This window comes from Micromonospora sp. DT41 (assembly GCF_049841715.1).
GTDB classification, from domain to species: Bacteria; Actinomycetota; Actinomycetes; order Mycobacteriales; family Micromonosporaceae; genus Micromonospora; species Micromonospora profundi.
This window is the reverse complement of record NZ_JBNCKU010000012.1, coordinates 180,520-198,578: the sequence shown is the minus strand read 5'-3', so window position 1 is coordinate 198,578 and position 18,059 is coordinate 180,520. Positions and strand designations below refer to the sequence as shown.

Below are 18,059 nucleotides of genomic sequence, written 5' to 3'. Positions count from 1 at the left end.
CCTTACGTGGCAGGCACTTCGCCATATCTACCGACCCGCTGGACATCCAAGATCACGGCTGCCGTGAAAGGCCGAGGTTAGCCTTGCTTGTACTTACAAGCTGACGTAACTTGTTAGCTCAACCGGTTGTCAGGAGGATGGCTGGTGAGGCTAGGAGGCTGTCCAAGTGGTTCCGATGACGTTGAAGGTGCCGGTCCCATCCGAGTACGTCTTCCCCGCTGGGGCGCTATGCCTCGGCGTCTCGCCGCAGATCGATTTTGAGCGGCGTGGTGAGGCGGATAACCAGGCGCGGGACAAGGAGACCGGAGAGCGCGTCTGGGTGGTCCGGGTGATGGATCTGGACCCGGAGGCCGGAAAGTTCGGCCGGTCAACGGAGGTGAAGGTGAAGGTGGTCGCGCCGCAGCAGCCGGTGCCGCCCCCGTCGACAGTGCCGGGTTACCCGCCGGCTGTGGAGTTCGAAGGCTTGACCTTGACCCCGTATGTGGATTCGCAGCGGTGCAAGCCGGGGCGGTCTTCGGGTGACTGCCGCTCCCGGATGGCGTACTCGCTGCGGGCTGTGGCGATCCGTCCGGCCTCGGTGATGCCGGGTTCGGTGGCTGCCTGATCGGTCGCTGTTTGGCGCGCGGGGCGGGTCGTTTCCCCGCCAAGAGTCCCGGCCCGCTCCCGCGCTCTCCCATCCCTCGTCTGATGAAGGAGGGCGTGATGCCCACCGTAGTTCACCCTGCCCTGGTCATTGCCGTGCCGCTGCTGGTCGGCGTGCTGCTGGTGGTCTTCCGCCCCCACCTGGCCGGCCTGCGGCACGCCTACCGGGAGGTGGAAGCGGCGATCCGTTCAGCGTTGCGGCTGCCGCCGGCTCTCGGCTCAGTCTCGGCGATCCGTTGCCCGCGTTGCTGCCGGTGGGTGAAGCCGCGCCGGTTCGACCTGCGCCGGATGTCGTGCCGGTCCTGCGTCTCGACATTGGGCCGCGGCCGTCGTGGTCAGGGCGGTGACCTGTGCCTCTGATCAACATCATTCCGGGGGACAAAATCCCCGTGGCGCCGATGAACGTGCGTCTTCCCGCGTGGCGGGTTCCGGGCTGGCTGCTGGTGTTCTGGTGGCTGGGTCGGGGTCTGTTCCGCCTCGCCGTGCTGGCGGCCCGCTACTGGTGGATCACCGCGCCGGCGGGCCTCGCGCTGTGGATGCGGGTCGAGTTCGGTGGCCTCGTGTTGGCCGGCGTCGTCGCGGCGGTTGCCGCCGGTTGCGTGGCCTGGTGGCGGTGGCACCCGTCGTCGTGGCTGCGCTTCGGCTGGTACCCGCTCGTTGCCCGAGTCCGCGCCCTGGTGGTCTACCGGCCTCGGTGGGCGTCGGTCATGGCCACCTGCGGGCTGGCGACGGTATTCGGCGGTGACCGGTACGTGCCTCGGCTGCTGCGGGTGCGCTGCGACCGCTACGGCGATGAGCTGACTGTGCGGATGCTGCCGGGCCAGATTCCCGACGACTGGGGGCAGGCCGCGGAACGCCTCGCCTACGCATTTCGCCTGCCCACCGGTCAGGCCCGCTCGACGGACCGGCCGGATCGGGTGGTGGTCCGCTTGATGCGCCGCGACCCCCTTGCTGGCATCGTCGCGCCGCTACCGGTAGGCGACGTTCCGGACCTGGACGGGCTACCGCTCGGCGTCCGGGAAGACGGGCAGGCGTACCGGTTGCGGCTGACCGGTTCGCACGTCCTCATCGCGGGCGCGACCGGTGCCGGGAAGGGGTCGGTGCTGTGGTCCCTGATCCGCTCCCTGGCCAGCGGCATCCGCTCCGGGCTCGTCGAGGTGTGGGCGTTCGACCCGAAGGGCGGCATGGAGTTGGCGGCGGGAGTCCCGCTGTTCGCCCGGTTCTCCTACGACGACCCCGACGGCATGGCCGGCGTCCTCGACGAAGCCGTTAAGCGCATGCGCCTTCGTGCGGCCCGATTGCGCGGGGTCACCCGCCAGCACACGCCGACCGTGGAAGAGCCGTTGCTGGTCCTGGTGGTCGACGAGCTGGCGGCGCTGACGGCGTACATCACCGATCGGAAGATCCGCGACCGGATCAAGGAAGCCCTCGGCCTGCTGCTGTCGCAGGGCCGCGCGGTCGGGGTGCACGTGGTGGCGGCGTTGCAGGACCCGCGTAAGGACGTGCTCCCGTTCCGGGACCTGTTCCCCACCCGCATCGGCCTGCGGCTGACCGAGCCGGAGCAAGTGGACATGGTCCTCGGCGACGCCGCCCGCGACCGGGGCGCGCTATGTGACCGCATCCCCGAATCGTCACCCGGGGTGGGGTTCGTGGTCCTCGACGGCGTCCGCGAACCCGTTCGGGTCCGCTTTGCCTACCTCACCGATGACGACATCCGCGAGCTGGGCCGCGACTACCGCCGACTCTGCGACACCGACGACGAGGGGATGACCCGGTGAAGACCAACACCGAACGGGTGGAGGGCGTGGTCCTGGTGCTCATCGTCCTGACCGTGGGCGGCCTGGCCGGAGCGGCGTCGTTCACCCACGTGCACGACTGGACCATGGCCAACTCCCCGACCGGGACCGGGGACTGGTTCGGCTGGGCCAACGCCGCCATCTCCGAACTCCTACCCCTCGCCGCACTACTCACGATCCGGCGGCGGCGCCGCACCGGCGGGCCAATCGGCTACCCAATGTTCCTGCTCGTCTGCGCCGTCGCCCTGTCCCTGTCCGCGCAACTCGCCGTGGCCAAGCCGGGCGTGTCCGGGGCGCTCCTGTCAGCCGTGCCGGCGCTGGCGTTCCTCGGCCTGTCCAAGCTCATCTTCTCCACCACCCCAGCGGCGCCCGTCGACAATCCGGGCGAGGCGAGCGAGTGGGGTGACGCCCCGCCCGGCTACGAGCCGGCCGACGACCGGCCACCCGTTGACGAGGACCAGGCGGTGACCGTCGCCGTGGCGGCCACCGACGAACAGCCTCGCCCGGCGACGCTGCACCCGGCCCCCGTCACGCCGGTTCAGCGTCGGCCAGGACTGGTGCCCGTGCCAGCGGCTGCCTTCACGCCCCGCAACAGCAACAGCTTCGTCCTGGAGCAGAACCGGTGAACCAACTCGAACTCATCCCCACAGCTCCCGTTGAGCAGCCCCGCCCGGGGTCGCGGGCGGATCGGATGCGCAAGCCCCTGGCCAAGGACGCGCTCAAGCAGCTCGCCGAACAGAACGGCGTCTGCGTGCGTCCGCTGGCCCTACGTCGCACCGACACCACCACCGGCCTCACCGAGGTCGTCGAAGTGCCCTGCGGCGCGACCCTCGCCGTCAAATGCAAACCCTGCGCCGAGCGAGGCCGGCGACTGCGCATCCAACAGATCCGCGAGGGCTGGCACCTCGCCGACGAACCCGCCGTGCGCCCCGACAAGCCCGGGGAAGACGTCCTCGCCCTGGTGCGGGTCCGGGCGCACCTGGAGTTCGAACGCGAAGCCGTGCAGTACCAACCCATGCCTCCCGACGAGCGGGCCTCCCACCTGGCAGAAATCGACGCCGCCATAGCCGAGCTGAACGAAGCCCTCGGCGAAACCAGCCTGCGCGGGCACCTCACCCCCAAGGACCGCGACGAGCGACCACGCCGCAAGCGATCCACCCGGCGGCGGCAGGACTCGCCCGACCTGCCCCGGCTGCCCGTCGACCCGCGCACCGTCGGCCGCGCCTACTCCGGCAAGGCGGGGAAGACCTACCGGCCGTCCATGCTCGTCACGCTCACCCTCGGCTCGCACGGACCGGTGCACTCCCACCTCCGACGCGGCGCCTACATCGCACCGTGCGAATGCGGCCAGCGCCACGGCCCTCATGACGACGTACTCGGTACCCCGATCGACCCGGCCAGCTACGACTACCGGCGCGCAGCCCTGGACTCGATCCACTTCGCCCGAGTCCTGGACCGGTGGTGGCAGAACGTCCGCCGCGCCGCCGGCTGGAACGTCCAATACGCCGGAGCCGTCGAGCTGCAACGCCGACTCGCCCCACACGCCCACTTCGCCATCCGAGGCACCCTCCCGCGTCGGCTACTCAAGCAGATCGCGGCGGCCACCTACCACCAGGTGTGGTGGCCGCGGTTCGACGAACTGACCTACGAAGTCGACAAGCCCCCAGTCTGGGACGTCGACCGACAGGCGTACGTCGACCCGAAGACCCGCGAGCCGCTACCCACCTGGGGTGAAGCACTCGACGCCCTGGAGGAACCCGACAGCCGACCCGCCTACGTGGCTCGACTGGGTCGCATCGACGCCCGAGGAATCGAGCAAGGCACCAAGGACGCCGAACGCTCGATCCGCTACGTGACCAAGTACGTCACCAAAGACCTCACCGACCAGCCGAAACCCCGCTCCGACGCGCAGCAGGCGCACTTCGACCGGCTGCACGCGGAACTGTCCGTCCTGCCCTGCTCCCCAACCTGCGCCAACTGGCTGCTTTATGGCGTCCAGCCGGACGGGGTCAAGGCAGGCTTGACCCCCGGCCGGTGCACCGGGAAGGTCCACCAACGCTCCACCCTCGGCTTCACCGGCCGGCGTGTGCTTGTCTCTCGCCAGTGGTCCGGGAAGACCCTCGCCGACCACCGTGCCGATAACCGCGCGTGGGTGCGGGCCATCCTCGCCGGGGGCATGGCCGACACCGAGGAGCACGACCAGGCGGCCGACGACGCGGACGGATCCAAGCGGTACCGGTTCGAACTCGCCCGGCCCGAGGATCCCGACGTACCGCCGCTGGAGCACCGCCTCCTGCGCGCGATCTCGGCGCGCTTCCGATGGCGAGCAGACCTCGACATGGCACGGCTACGAACAGCCGCCGCCGTTTCGGCAACCGATCAACCCGCCGCGCTCGCGGCATGAACCCCTCGGAGGAAACCTTGTCCATCGTCGTGCCATTCGTGCCACGGCAGGCCGGCCCTCGGGCCGGTGAAGTCATCCCTCGTCCGGTCCGGGCGGTCTACACGGTGAAGGAAGTGGCCGTCATGTTGTCCCTGTCGGTCAGTTCGGCCTACGCCCTGGTCCGGTCCGGGCAGATCCCCGCCGAGCGCCTGGGGCGGCGCTGGGTGGTGCCGCGTAGCCGTTTCCACGCCTGGCTTGACGGCGCATCCGGTGACCTTGCCGCCACCGGCACCGAAGCTCCGCGCAGGGGTCGGTGAGCATGGGCTTCGTCATCAAGACTCCGGCGGGTACGTACCGGGCGAACTGGCGGGACTCGGCGAACCGGCAGAAGGCCAAGACCTTCCGCACGAAGAAGGCGGCGAACGCCTACCTCGCCGAAGTCGAGGGTGCATTGAACAAGGGCACGTACGTCGATCCGCACGCGGGCAAGGTGCGGTTCGACGAGTTCGTGGTCCGGTGGCTGGCCGGGCGGTCGGTGGAGGCCCGGACGACCGAGCGGACGGAGTCGATGCTGAGAGCCCATCTGCTACCGCAGTGGGCCGAATGGCCATTGGGGCGGATCGACTACATGGCGGTACAGGAGTGGGCGACCAAGCTCGGTCGGACTCTGGCGCCCTCGACCACGGCGAAGCACCTCGGGCTGCTCTCGATGATCATGCAGACGGCGATCCGGGCGCGGCTCCTCGCGGTCAACCCCTGCGAAGGGGTCCGGGTGCCCCGCAACCGGGCGGGTGAGGCTGGCGCGACCACGATCAGCCGAGAGGCGTTCCTCAGCCGGCTGCTGCCCGCCGTCCCGGCCGAACACCGGGGAATCGTCTGCGCCGCCGCTGGGGCGGGACTGCGGTGGGGTGAGTGCGCGGGCCTGCCGTGGGAGGCGGTCGACCTTGATCGAGGGCTCTTGTACGTCGCCCAGGTGGCCGTAGAGACCCACGGCGGGATTGTGCTGCGGGCGTACCCGAAGAGTCGGGCTGGCGTGCGAGCGGTGCCCATGCCGCCGTTCCTTGTCGACGAGCTGCGCCAGCGGCGCGGCCCCGCCTCGCCGGACGGCCGGGCATTGGTCTTCGCCGACCGGGACGGCGGGCCGCAGCGGCGATCGAACTTCCGACGACGGGTGTGGCTGCCGTCGCTGGTGCGGGCCGGATTGCTCGGCCGGATCACCGAGGTAGCGCCGGGCCGGTGGATGGCGGCGTGGCCGGACCGGGACGGCCGGGAGCAGCGGGCGGAGTTTTTGACGGAAGCGGCGGCGGTGGCGCACGCGGCGGCTACTGCGGTCGGCAGGCTGCGGTTCCACGACCTTCGGCACTCGTACATCACCTGGCTGGTGACGGACGGCGTGCCGGTCAACGTGGTGCAGCGGGTGGTCGGGCACGAGAAGGCGTCGACGACGCTGGACCGATACACGCACACGCCCGAGGACTACGCCGACCGGGTCCGGCTGACCTTCGCTGACGATTCGCTGACTTTCCGCCCGTCGCCTCGACCGGCCGACCCGGGAGACACACCTTCACCTGGCCGGAAGCGCTCCCGGGAAAGGGACGACCCCCGTCGGGGGGAGACGGGGGCCGTCGAAGGTTCGGCTCCGGGGGGGGTCGAGCCGAACCACTCGGCGATCACGGGGGGTGCAATCGCCGAGGGTCTGTCTTTTCCACGATGTGAAAGCTCGTCGTGCGGACAAGTCTGCCTGAGCGGGCCCGTCACGTCGAGTGGCGTTGACTCCACGCAGTGCGAAAATCTCCTTGCGGAGTGTGAGCGCCATCACGCCGAGTGGAGTCGGTGGTCCCGGCCCGCAGGTCCGAGGGGTGGCGTGACCCCGGGCACCCGCCGACGATAGACCATCCGGCTAGACTTTCGCGCCGTGGGCCGAAGTGCCGCTTTCTTCGATCTGGACAAGACCGTCATCGCCAAGTCGAGCGCTCTCGCGTTCGGTCGGCCGTTCTACCGGGACGGGCTGATCACTCGGCGTGATGTCGTCAAGTCGGCGTACGCGCAGCTGATGTTCCGGCTGGGCGGCACCGACGAGCAGACCATGGCCCGAACACGGGACTACCTGGCCGCGCTCTGCAAGGGCTGGCAGGTGGAACAGGTCCGCCAGATCGTCGCGGAGACACTCCACGAGCTGATCAACCCCTATGTGTACGCCGAAGCCGCCGCCCTGATCGAGGAACACCAGGCGGCCGGCCGGGATGTGGTGCTGGTGTCCGCCTCCGGCGAGGAGATGGTCCGGCCGATCGGTGCACTACTCGGGGTGACCGATGTGATCGCCACCCGGATGACGGTGCAGGACGGTCGGTACAGCGGCGAGGTCGAGTTCTACGCGGCCGGTCCGAGCAAGGTCGAGGCGGTCGGCGAGTTGGCCGCCGCTCGCGGCTACAACCTGGCCGACTCGTACGCCTACTCCGACTCGTACAGTGATCGGCCCCTGCTTGAGTGTGTGGGTCACCCGAGCGTGGTCAACCCGGACCGGCAGCTACGCAAACTGGCGTCGGAGAACGCCTGGCCGGTGCTGGAGTTCCGGCACCCGATCCCGCTGGGCCGCCGGCTGCGGGAGCGGCCGGCCGTGCCGGTCGCCGCAGCGGCCCTGGGGGTCGGCGTGGGCGTGGCCATCGGCATCGCCTGGTATGGCAGGCACCGCCGTACCCGCGCCGCCACCAACGCCTGACCTGCGGGGCAGCGAACGGCGTGCAGACTGGGCTGCTCAGGCAGCGGCGAGGATCTCGTCGCCGATGGTGGTGAGCTGGTCGGCGCCGACCTCGACGGCCGACATGTAGTGGCGCAACCAGGAGCGCAGCCCGTCGGGGGTGCCTGTGGCGAACGCGCCGGCCGAGCCGACGTACTCGGGTTCGCGCTCGCGGTGGCCGACGTCGACGCCGAGCAGGCCGCGCGGATCCAGGCCGCTGGCGAGCAGCACGAGCCGCGCCGCGCCCCGCGCCACCACGCCCGACGGCCCGGCGAACGGGCGCAGGTTAAGTAGTTCCCCGTGTACGACGGCGGCGAGCACCAGCGGGGAGACCTTCGTGCCTCCGGCGACCAGTCCGGCCAGCCCGTCCAGGCGGGCGGCGACCACCGGGTCGGCCACCGGGCGACCCAGCTCGGATTCGGGCACGATGTCGCGGGCGGCGAGTACGTGCAGCTTCGCGAGAGCCTGCCGAGGTGCTTTCGGCCAGAGTTCGCTCAGGCCGGGTAGCGCCCCCGCGACCCGCAGTGCTCCTTGGAGCACCGGGTCGGTGACAGTGCCGGCCCGAACCTCCTCGCGATCGTGGACGGCCCCTTCGAGAGCGGCGCTGGCCACCGCCGACCGGAGGCTCACCTCGGCCGCGACCTGGCCGCCGTTGCGGCGTAGCGCGCGGTGCCCCAGTGCCTCGTCGAACCGCCCACGTGCCCTGTCGACGGCGGCGGCGATGTCGGCGAGCGCGAGCAGCGGGGCGAGCGGGTCGGTGGTCACCCCGTCACGCTAGCGACCCGTGCCGGCCGGCCGGGCCGCACCCGCCCGGAACGCGACCCGCGCCACCGCTCAGCCTTGCGGTCGGCGCGGTCCGCGGGTCCATGGTCAACACGGGCTCCTTGAAATCGGGGTGTCCAGCCGCGTGGGATACCCCGATTTCAAGGAACCCGTGTCGATCAAGGCACCGCCCAGCGCAGGGCACCGCCGGGCGCGCGGCGAGGGCCGCTCGGCGCGAGGGGACGGGTGGCCCTCGCCGCTCAGGTACCGCGCGACTACCCTTCTGGCCATCGAGACCCAGGTCACCCCGAGGATGAGGAGCCACGGCATGAGCGAGGCATTGGCCAATCTGCTGAACGAGACGCGCCAGTTCCCCCCGCCGGCCGAACTCGCCGCGCACGCCAACGTCACAGTCGACGCGTACGCGGAGGCGCAGAGTGATCGGCTCGCTTTCTGGGCGAAGCAGGCCGACCGGCTGGCCTGGTCGAAGAAGTGGGACGAGGTGCTCGACTGGTCGAACCCACCGTTCGCGAAGTGGTTCGTCGGTGGGCAGCTCAACGTGGCGTACAACTGCCTGGACCGGCATGTGGAGGCGGGCCGGGGCGACAAGGTGGCCATCCACTGGGAAGGTGAGCCGGGCGACACCCGGACGATCACGTACGCCGACCTGCACGAGATGACCTGCCGGGCGGCGAACGCGCTCACGGACCTCGGGGTCACGGCCGGTGACCGGGTGGCGATCTACCTGCCGATGATTCCGGAGGCAGCGGTAGCCATGCTGGCGTGTGCCCGGATCGGTGCCGCGCACAGTGTTGTCTTCGGTGGTTTCTCCGCCGACTCGCTGAGCAACCGCATCCAGGACGCCAGCGCCAAGGTGGTGATCACCGCCGATGGTGGTTACCGGCGGGGCAAGCCGTCGGCGTTGAAACCGACAGTGGACGAGGCGGTGGCGAACTGCCCGTCGGTGGAGCACGTGCTCGTGGTCCGCCGTACCGGCGAGGACGTGGCCTGGACGGCGAAGGACCACTGGTGGCACGAGACTGTGGACCCGGCGTCGGCCGAGCACACCGCGCAGCCGTTCGACGCCGAGCACCCGCTGTTCATCCTCTACACCAGTGGCACGACGGCCCGACCGAAGGGCATCCTGCACACCACCGGCGGCTACCTCACGCAGGCGTCGTACACCGCGCATGCGGTATTCGACCTGAAGCCGGAGACGGACGTCTACTGGTGCACTGCCGACATCGGCTGGGTGACCGGCCACTCCTACATCGTGTACGGGCCGCTCTCCAACGGCGTCACGCAGGTGATGTACGAGGGCACCCCGGACACTCCGCACAAGGGCCGGTTCTGGGAGATCGTCGACCGGTACAAGGTCAGCATCCTCTACACGGCACCGACGCTGATCCGCACGATGATGAAGTGGGGCGAGGACATCCCGGCGGGCTTCGACCTGTCGTCGCTGCGGCTGCTGGGCAGCGTCGGCGAGCCGATCAACCCCGAGGCGTGGATGTGGTACAGGCAGCACGTCGGCAGGGGTGAGCTGCCCGTCGTGGACACCTGGTGGCAGACCGAGACGGGCTCCATCATGATCTCCCCGCTGCCTGGGGTGACGGCGGCCAAGCCGGGTTCGGCCATGACCCCGCTGCCGGGCATCGTCGCCGACGTGGTGGACGACCAGGGCCAGTCGGTGCCGAACGGCGGTGGCGGCTACCTGGTGCTGCGGGAGCCGTGGCCGTCGATGCTGCGCACCATCTGGGGCGACGACGACCGGTTCATCGAGACGTACTGGTCGCGGTTCGAGGGCATGTACTTCGCCGGTGACGGGGCGAAGAAGGACGACGACGGGCACATCTGGCTGCTCGGCCGTGTGGACGACGTGATGCTGGTGTCCGGGCACAACATCTCCACCACCGAGGTGGAGTCGGCGTTGGTGTCGCACCCGTCGGTGGCTGAGGCGGCGGTGGTGGGTGCCACCGATCCGACGACCGGTCAGGCGATCGTCGCGTTCGCCATCCCGCGCGGCAGCACCGACATCGCCGGCGAGGCCGGTGAGCAGCTCATCGCGGACCTGCGCAACCACGTGTCGAAGACGCTCGGCCCGATCGCCAAGCCGCGGCAGATCATGCTGGTGCCGGAGCTGCCGAAGACCCGCTCCGGCAAGATCATGCGCCGGTTGCTGCGGGACGTGGCGGAGAACCGGTCGCTCGGCGACGTGACGACGTTGCAGGACTCGTCGGTGATGGACCTGATCTCGTCGGGGATGAGTGGCACGAAGTCCGACGAGGACTGACGGCAGGCGTACACATCGGAGGGTGGCGGTCCGGACGGACCGCCACCCTCCGTCATTTCTTACGGGTACGGCGCGGACGGCCCCACCAGCGTCACATCGGTCAGTCGGATGAGCCGGGAGCGGCTGAACGGGCACAGGCGGTGGGCCACCTCTGTCCTTTCGGCCGGTTGTGCCTTAGGTTCACGCAGGTTGGGACAGTTCGACGTTCATCACATCGATGTGCGGCGACTCCAGCTTCCCTCTCCCCATGCCCGAGAAATGGAGCGGCATGAACCACAAACCGCAGTCCGGGGCGCGGCGACGACTACTCGTCGCGCTACCCGCCATCGCCCTCGCGGCCACGTCACTGACCGTGACCGGCAGTGCGGCGGCCCAGTCGTCGGCCACCACCCCGCAGGCGGTGATCGGTGCGGACGAGTACTACATCAACTACGCCGAGCCCGAGGTGCAGACCGACACCAACGGCCGCGAGGTCAAGGGCAAGGGTGGCGTCTACACGCCCGGCGTCGACGCCGCGCGCGCGTTCGACCAGAAGCACGCCCGGGGCAACCCGGTGACCGCCCGTCAACTGGCCAAGATCGAGGCCAAGTCGATCAAGACGGGCAAGAACCCCCGGAAGATCAAGAAGGCGCCCTCCACCCAGACGGCGAAGCTGTTGACGCTGCTCGTGGAATTCAACGACCAGGCCAACGACGACTTCACTGGCGTGATGGTTCCCAAGACGGTGTTCGAGGACCGCACCTGCGTCCCCGGCACCGTCCAGAACGGCCCGAAGCACAACAACATCGCGAACCCGGCGACCCTGCCGCACGAGGACAACAACTCGATGTGGGTGCCGGACTTCTCGCCGTCGCATTACGACAAGATGCTGTACAGCAAGAAGGGCATCACCGAGCGGGTCCGCAAGGACCTGAGGGGCCCGGACGGCAAGCCGGGCATCGACCTCTCCGGCCGCACCATGCACAACATGTACCTGGAGATGTCCAAGAACGCGTACACGGTCGACGGGCAGGCCAGCCCCTGGATCACCGTGCCGCACTCCGAGGGCTGGTACGCGGCGTCGCGCTGCTTCCAGGACGAGAACGGCAACTGGGTCGCCGGCCGCCAGCAGTCGATGAACGGGCACCCGGACAACCCCGCCGGCGCGGGCCGGCTGGCGACGGACGCGATCGACGCGCTCGCCGCGCAGGACCCCAGCTTCCCGTGGGCCGACTACGACATCGAGGACCAGGCGGACCGGGACGGCGACGGCAACCTCTTCGAGCCGGACGGCGTGATCGACCACCTCGTGCTGGTGCACGCCGGGCAGGGCAAGTCCCGCGGCGGTGGCGCCGAGGGCACGTACGCCGTGTGGGCGCACTCCTCCTCGGTGGCCGGTGGCTACAGCATCCCGGGCACCAACCTGAAGGTGTCGAACTACATCGTGCAGCCCGAGGATGCCGGCGTCGGCGTCTTCGCGCACGAGTTCGGCCACGACCTCGGCCTGCCGGACCTCTACGACACGTCCGGCAACGCCGACTCCGACGTGGACTTCTGGGACCTGATGGCCTCCGGCTCGCACTCGGGTGAGATCTTCCAGGCGCTGCCCACGCACATGGGCATCTGGGACAAGTGGGTGCTCGGCTGGGCCGACCCGCTGACCGTGACGCCGGGCTCGCGCCCGCGCACAGTGGAGGTCGGGCAGACCTCGCGTACGCCGGTGCGCACCGAGGACGGCATCAAGGTCGACCTGCCGGACAAGGTGACCACGCTTGCCACCCCGCACAGCGGCAGCAAGATGTGGCACAGCAACAACGACCAGGGTTGGGCCGACGTCAAGCTCAGCCGGTCGGTCGACGTACCGGCGGCCGCCGACGCGAAGTTCTGGATGTGGAACAACTACATCATCGAGCAGGACTGGGACTACGGCTTCGTCGAGCTGTCCACGGACGGCGGCACGACCTGGAGCGAGCAGAAGGTCTACAACGAGGCCGGCACCGCGGTCACCACGCCCGACGGCTACCCCGACCCGAACGGCCGGATGAACGACTTCGGCGGCAAGAAGTACGGCCTGACCGGCAGCACCGACGGCTGGCGGCACGACTACGTGGACCTGTCGGCGTACGCCGGCACCACGGTCCAACTGCGGCTGCGGCTGGCCACCGACGAGGCGTTCGAGGAGCGCAACTGGTTCGTCGACGACTTCGCGGTCACCGGCGGCGGCGCCACCACCTGGAGTGACGACGTCGAGGGCGGCGACAACGGCTGGACCGCCACCGGCGGCACCTGGGTCGACACCACCGGCGCGGGCTGGAAGGTCAGCAGTGGCACCGAGGTGCACGCGCACTACTACCTGGCCGAGTGGCGTAACTTCGACGGCTTCGACGAGGGCCTGAAGTACACCTACGACACGATCTACTCGCACGAGGCGTGGAAGGTCGACCGGATCTCGTACAACGCGCCGGGCATGCTGGTCTGGTACCGGGACACCGCGCTCGGCGACGTCAACCACGTCACCGGGCAGATGACCGCGCTGCCCAGCTACGGGGCGAAGGGCGGGCTGCTCATCGTCGACTCGCACTTCGACCCGTACCGGCGCACCGGCGAGGCGGCGGTGAAGGACCCGTCGGTGACGGACAACCTGCCGAGCCGTCCACAGTCGTCGAACGCGGCGTTCTCGCTGAAGCCGACGTACCCCTTCACCGAGTGCCTCGAGGCGGCGGACGAGCCGTACAGCGCGTACTGCACGAAGTTCAAGGCGCTGCCGCCGGTCAAGGGCTTCACCGACGCCAAGGGCTGGTACCCGGGCATCGAGATGCGCGACGGGGCCGCGTACGCGCGGGACAACGACGCCTCGGTGGTGCTCCCGTCGCGGGACAACGCGCCGTACACCACCCGGGTCACCCACCCGGACGGTAGCCCGGCGCCGGAGTTCTACGGCGTGACGCTGGGCGGCGGCGCGATCGTGCTGGGCACCGGTAACCCCGGGGACCAGGGCGTGAACTACGGCGTCTCGCTCACCATCAAGAAGGCCGCGCGGGACAACACGTCCGCCACGATCCACGTCACCTCGGCGAGGCGGTGACGGTTTCCCGCAACTGAACAGCAGTATCGGTGGGGCCGGTGGCGGGAACGCCGCCGGCCCCACTGTCGCATACCTGATCACTCTTATCGAGATACGTCGCTGTAGCCGCTCGCGGCACATCGATCCTGGTCCACGCCCAGATGAGGCGCGCAGGTGTGACGGTGAAAAGCGTTCTCAACAAAATCTTGCAACAAATCGACGCGTTCGTCTTCCCACCCGACGCAGCAGTGTCTATGTTCACCATTGGTCCCACTAGTGGGATCGATCTATCACCGGCCCGTACCCCCGTTGGGCCGGTTCCCTCACACCGGAGGTACCACGTGCGCAAAGTCGCAGTGGGTCTGCTCGGGCTCTCACTGACGGCGACAGGCCTGGCTTTCGGCCCGTCCGCCTCGGCGGCGCCTCAGCCCAAACTGCCGGCAGCAGCTCCGACCGCCGCCGAGCCGCAGCTCCTGAAGGACGAACTCCCTGACAAGCTCGAGGCCAAGCGCCGTGAGCTGCGTCAGCAGGGTCTCAGTGACGTGCTGAGCGGGCGCAGCAAGCCGATTCAGCGCAACGGCAGCACGGTCGTCAAGGTCGGTCAGGTCGGCAAGGCGGACACCAACGCCAACGCCCGGTCCGCGACCGCGCAGGCGACCGAGGACCAGTACGTCGAGCTCCAGCGCGAGCGGACCGACAAGATCTTCGTGATCCTGGCCGAGTTCGGCAACCAGCGGCACCCGTCCTACCCGGACAAGGACCTCAACCCGAACATCGCCGGCCCGGCGACCTTCGAGGGTCCTCTGCACAACCAGATCCCGCAGCCCAACCGGGCCGTGGACAACTCCACCGTCTGGCAGCCGGACTACAGCCCGGATCACTTCCGCCAGCTGTACTTCGGCACCAACCCCGGCGACGAGTCGCTGAAGCAGTACTACGAGGCCCAGTCCTCCGGCCGCTACACGGTCGAGGGCCAGGTCACCGACTGGGTCAAGGTTCCGTACAACGAGGCCCGCTACGGTCGTTCCGACGACCCGAAGGCCGACAACGACCCGACCGGCGACCCCGCTGTCTGCGGCGACAACGTCTGCTCGAACACGTGGGCGCTGATCCGCGACGCCGCCAACCAGTGGGTCGCCGACCAGAAGGCCAAGGGCCGGACGGACGCCCAGATCGCCGAGGAGATGCGGTCCTACGACCAGTGGGACCGGTTCGACTACGACGGTGACGGCGACTTCAACGAGTCGGACGGCTACATCGACCACTTCCAGATCGTCCACTCCGGCGGCGACCAGGCCGACGGTGACCCGCAGCAGGGTGAGGACGCCATCTGGAGCCACCGCTGGTCGGCGTTCAACAGCTCGCCGGTCGGCCCGCCGAACTTCCCGATCGGTGGTACCCAGATCGGCAACACCGGCGTCTGGATCCGCGACTACACGATCCAGCCGGAAAACGGTGGCCGCAGCGTCTTCTACCACGAGTACGGCCACGACCTGGGCCTGCCGGACGACTACGGACCGGCCGACAACAGCAACGAGCACTGGACCCTGATGGCCCAGAGCCGGCTCGGCGCCAAGAACGACGGCGGCATCGGCGAGCGCGGCGGCGACCTCGGTGCGTGGAACAAGCTCCAGCTCGGCTGGCTCGACTACGAGGTGGTCGTGGCGGGGCAGAAGCGCACGTTGGACCTCGGCCCGCAGGAATACAACTCCGCCAAGGCGCAGGCAGTGGTGGTGGTGTTGCCCAAGCGGGAATACACGTTCAACTACGGCGCACCGTTCGAGGGCTCCAAGCAGTACTTCTCCGGTAACGACGACAACCTCAACCAGACCATGACGAGGACGTTCGACCTCACCGGCAAGTCCTCGGCGGCGATGTCGCTCAAGGGCAAGTACGCCATCGAGGAGAACTACGACTACCTCTACTTCGAGGCGTCGACCGACGGCGGCCAGACCTGGGTCGACCTGGACGGCACGGTCAACGGTGAGCCGATCGGCGTGGACGGCGCGGGTCGCCCGGCCCTCGACGGCAGCAGCAACGGCGCGTGGGCGGACATCAACATCCCGCTGACGTCGCTCGCCGGCAAGGTGGCGCAGATCCGCCTGCACTACGTCACCGACGGCGGTGTCGCCGAGGGTGGCTTCTTCGGTGACGCGATCACCGTTACCGCGGACGGCGCGACGGTGTTCAGCGACGGTGCCGAGACCGCTGCCGCGGGCTGGGACCTGAAGGGTTGGGAGGCGGTCGGGGCCACCTACACCCGGCTGTTCGACAACTACTACATCGCTGGCAACCGGTCGTACGTCTCGTACGACAAGTACCTGAAGACCGGCCCGTACTTCTTCGGCTACGCGAACACCCGCCCGGACTGGGTGGACCACTACGCGTACCAGGAGGGCCTGCTCATCTCGTACTGGAACACCCGCTGGCCCGACAACAACACCGTCGCCCACCCGGGTGAGGGTCGGAACCTGTACATCGACGCGCACCCGCGCCCGATCTACAACCTGACCGGGGCTCCCTGGCGTGCTCGTATCCAGATGTACGACGCGCCGTTCAGCCTCAAGAAGGCCGACTCGTTCACGCTGCGCCTCAACAGCCAGCCGCAGTACATCCGTGGCCAGGACGCGGAGCCGCTGTTCGACGACACCAAGCAGTACTTCTACGAGGAGCTGCCGAACCACGGCGTCAAGCTTCCCGCAGCCGGTGTCAAGATCAAGGTTCAGGAGCAGGACGGCACTTCGATGAAGATCCGTATCTCCTAGTACCGCAGCAGCACGACGGCGGCGCCCGGGGTTCTCCCCGGGCGCCGCTGCCGTTTCCGACACCAGCGGGCCCACGCCGCCCGAGCTGGCCTCCCGCCGGAACCGCAGCGCCCTGACCTGCGTCGAAGAGACGTGCTGACAACCCCCCGCGCCCTGCTCCTGCTTCTCCCGCTGCTGACGATTATCGCGTGCGCCAGCCCCCGAGACGCCACCACACCCGCCGAGGGCGGCACCACCCCGCTCACGCCGACAATCACACCGACGCCGCCCCCGACCGACCCGTCCGCGTCGGGCGCGACCGCCCCTCCAGCACCGCCGTCGCCGTCCGTCACCGACCCTCCGCTGTCCTCCACCGTGCCGCCGACGATGCGCCCGCCCGCTGCCAAGCCGAGCCCGCCCAGCGACCTGCGGCAGACCGACCTGATCAGCGGCACCATCACCCAGGGCGGCACCGGCCCCTGCTACCGGCTCGTCAGCGAGGACGGCACCGAATACGCCCTGCACGGCCCGGACGCCGGCGAGCTACGGACCGGGAGCTTCGTCACGCTGCGGATCGGACCCGCGCGGGCACGGATCAGCTGCGGCCCAGGGCTGGCCAGAAGCATCATCTCCGAGTGAGCCACCGTACCGTCGCCGGTCGAACAGCGGACCACCCCGGACGGGCCCGGACCGTGCCCTGTGCCACGGGACCTAGGCTGAGCGCATGACCGACCAGCGCGGCGACGCCGTCGACGAATCCTGCGTCCTCACCGAGGGGCCGTGGACGCACCGCTTCGTCGGCGCCAACGGCAGCCGCTTCCACGTGGTCGAGGCCGGCACCGGGCCGATGGTGCTGTTCCTGCACGGCTTCCCCGAGCACTGGTGGGCCTGGCACCAGATGCTCCCGGCGGTCGCCGACGCCGGCTTCCGGGCGGTCGCCGTCGACCTGCGCGGCTACGGCGCCAGCGACAAACCACCCCGAGGGTACGACGGCTACACACTCGCCGCCGACGTCGCCGGACTGATCCGCGCGCTCGGCGAACGGTCCGCGACGGTGGTCGGCAGTGGCGTCGGCGGCATGGTCGCCTGGACGGTGGCCTCGTTCCACCCGTCCCTCGTCCGCAGACTCGTGGTGTTGGGGGCACCGCACCCGCTTCGGCTGCGCGCCGCCATCTTCGCCGACCCGCGCGGCCAGTTCGCCGCCTCCACCTCCGCGCTCAAGTTCCAACTCCCCCGCTACGAGCACGTGCTGACCCGCGACGGCGCGGCGGCAGTCGGGGAGATCCTGCGCCGCTGGGGCGGGCCGCGCTGGACCGTCAGCCAGGACTTCGAGGCGTACGCCGAGCGGTGCCGGGAGGCCATGCGCATTCCGCAGGCCGCCTTCTGCGCCATGGAGGGATACCGCTGGGCGTTCCGATCGGCGCTGCGGCTGCACGGCTACCGGTTCGTTCGCCTGATGCAGAAGCCCCTGGTCACACCCACCCTGCAACTGCACGGCGCGCGCGACGTCGCCGCCCTGCCGCGTACCGCCCTCGGTTCGGGCCGGTACGTCGTCGCACCCTACGAGTGGCGGCTACTGGACGAGGTGGGCCACTTTCCGCACCTGGAGGCCCCGGATCTGGTGCTCGGCGAGATCCTGCGCTGGGCCAAGTCCTGAAC

The 18,059-nt window shown here is 69.5% G+C and carries 14 protein-coding genes; 13 read left to right on the top strand and 1 reads right to left on the bottom strand.

Going from position 1 to position 18,059, the window contains the following annotated elements; all coding sequences use genetic code 11:
* Nucleotides 1-175: 175 nt before the first annotated feature.
* The 8 genes from ACLQ23_RS23130 to ACLQ23_RS23095 all read left to right on the top strand — a co-directional run bounded on the left by ACLQ23_RS23130 (nt 176) and on the right by ACLQ23_RS23095 (nt 7,540).
* Nucleotides 176-604 (top strand): hypothetical protein, encoded by a 429-nt coding sequence (locus ACLQ23_RS23130; protein WP_425881063.1) that lies wholly within the window; start codon nt 176-178, stop codon nt 602-604.
* Nucleotides 605-702: 98 nt separating this feature from the next.
* Entirely contained in the window at nt 703-1,002 is a 300-nt protein-coding gene (locus ACLQ23_RS23125; RefSeq protein WP_425881062.1) for a hypothetical protein, read from the top strand.
* A 38-nt stretch (nt 1,003-1,040) separates the two neighbouring features.
* Complete coding sequence (locus ACLQ23_RS23120; RefSeq protein WP_425881061.1) at nt 1,041-2,420, top strand: FtsK/SpoIIIE domain-containing protein; 1,380 nt, start codon at nt 1,041-1,043, stop codon at nt 2,418-2,420.
* Entirely contained in the window at nt 2,417-3,064 is a 648-nt protein-coding gene (locus tag ACLQ23_RS23115) for a DUF2637 domain-containing protein (protein ID WP_425881060.1), read from the top strand. Before ACLQ23_RS23120 ends, ACLQ23_RS23115 begins: the two co-directional genes overlap by 4 nt.
* Nucleotides 3,061-4,842 (top strand): replication initiator, encoded by a 1,782-nt coding sequence (locus tag ACLQ23_RS23110; RefSeq protein ID WP_425881059.1) that lies wholly within the window; start codon nt 3,061-3,063, stop codon nt 4,840-4,842. The genes ACLQ23_RS23115 and ACLQ23_RS23110 overlap by 4 nt, the downstream gene beginning before the upstream one ends.
* A complete protein-coding gene (locus ACLQ23_RS23105; protein WP_425881058.1) occupies nt 4,758-5,138 on the top strand; it encodes a helix-turn-helix domain-containing protein in 381 nt (126 codons plus the stop codon). Before ACLQ23_RS23110 ends, ACLQ23_RS23105 begins: the two co-directional genes overlap by 85 nt.
* Nucleotides 5,139-5,140: 2 nt before the next feature.
* A complete protein-coding gene (locus ACLQ23_RS23100) occupies nt 5,141-6,712 on the top strand; it encodes a tyrosine-type recombinase/integrase (protein WP_425881057.1) in 1,572 nt (523 codons plus the stop codon).
* Between the two features lie 24 nt (nt 6,713-6,736).
* The gene (locus ACLQ23_RS23095) at nt 6,737-7,540 is read left to right on the top strand and encodes an HAD family hydrolase (RefSeq protein ID WP_355627562.1); all 804 of its coding nucleotides are present in this window, start codon (nt 6,737-6,739) and stop codon (nt 7,538-7,540) included.
* A gap of 36 nt (nt 7,541-7,576) precedes the next feature.
* Here ACLQ23_RS23095 and ACLQ23_RS23090 read toward each other — a convergent pair whose 3' ends face one another.
* The gene (locus tag ACLQ23_RS23090; RefSeq protein ID WP_355627559.1) at nt 7,577-8,323 is read right to left on the bottom strand and encodes an oxidoreductase; all 747 of its coding nucleotides are present in this window, start codon (nt 8,321-8,323) and stop codon (nt 7,577-7,579) included.
* Nucleotides 8,324-8,648: 325 nt separating this feature from the next.
* Here ACLQ23_RS23090 and acs point away from each other — a divergent pair, with 325 nt between their 5' ends.
* From acs to ACLQ23_RS23065, 5 genes are all read left to right on the top strand, one after another.
* Complete coding sequence (gene acs, locus ACLQ23_RS23085; RefSeq protein ID WP_355588099.1) at nt 8,649-10,613, top strand: acetate--CoA ligase; 1,965 nt, start codon at nt 8,649-8,651, stop codon at nt 10,611-10,613.
* Nucleotides 10,614-10,860: 247 nt separating this feature from the next.
* Nucleotides 10,861-13,677, top strand: a complete 2,817-nt coding sequence (locus tag ACLQ23_RS23080) for an immune inhibitor A domain-containing protein (RefSeq protein WP_425881056.1) — start codon at nt 10,861-10,863, stop codon at nt 13,675-13,677.
* Between the two features lie 335 nt (nt 13,678-14,012).
* Entirely contained in the window at nt 14,013-16,421 is a 2,409-nt protein-coding gene (locus ACLQ23_RS23075; protein WP_355627587.1) for an immune inhibitor A domain-containing protein, read from the top strand.
* Nucleotides 16,422-16,553: 132 nt separating this feature from the next.
* Nucleotides 16,554-17,039 carry a hypothetical protein gene (locus ACLQ23_RS23070; protein WP_355627553.1) on the top strand — a complete coding sequence of 162 codons (486 nt, stop codon included), beginning with the start codon at nt 16,554-16,556 and terminating at the stop codon, nt 17,037-17,039.
* An 85-nt stretch (nt 17,040-17,124) separates the two neighbouring features.
* Nucleotides 17,125-18,057, top strand: coding sequence for an alpha/beta fold hydrolase (locus ACLQ23_RS23065; protein WP_355588093.1), 933 nt, complete (start codon nt 17,125-17,127; stop codon nt 18,055-18,057).
* Nucleotides 18,058-18,059: the final 2 nt, after the last annotated feature.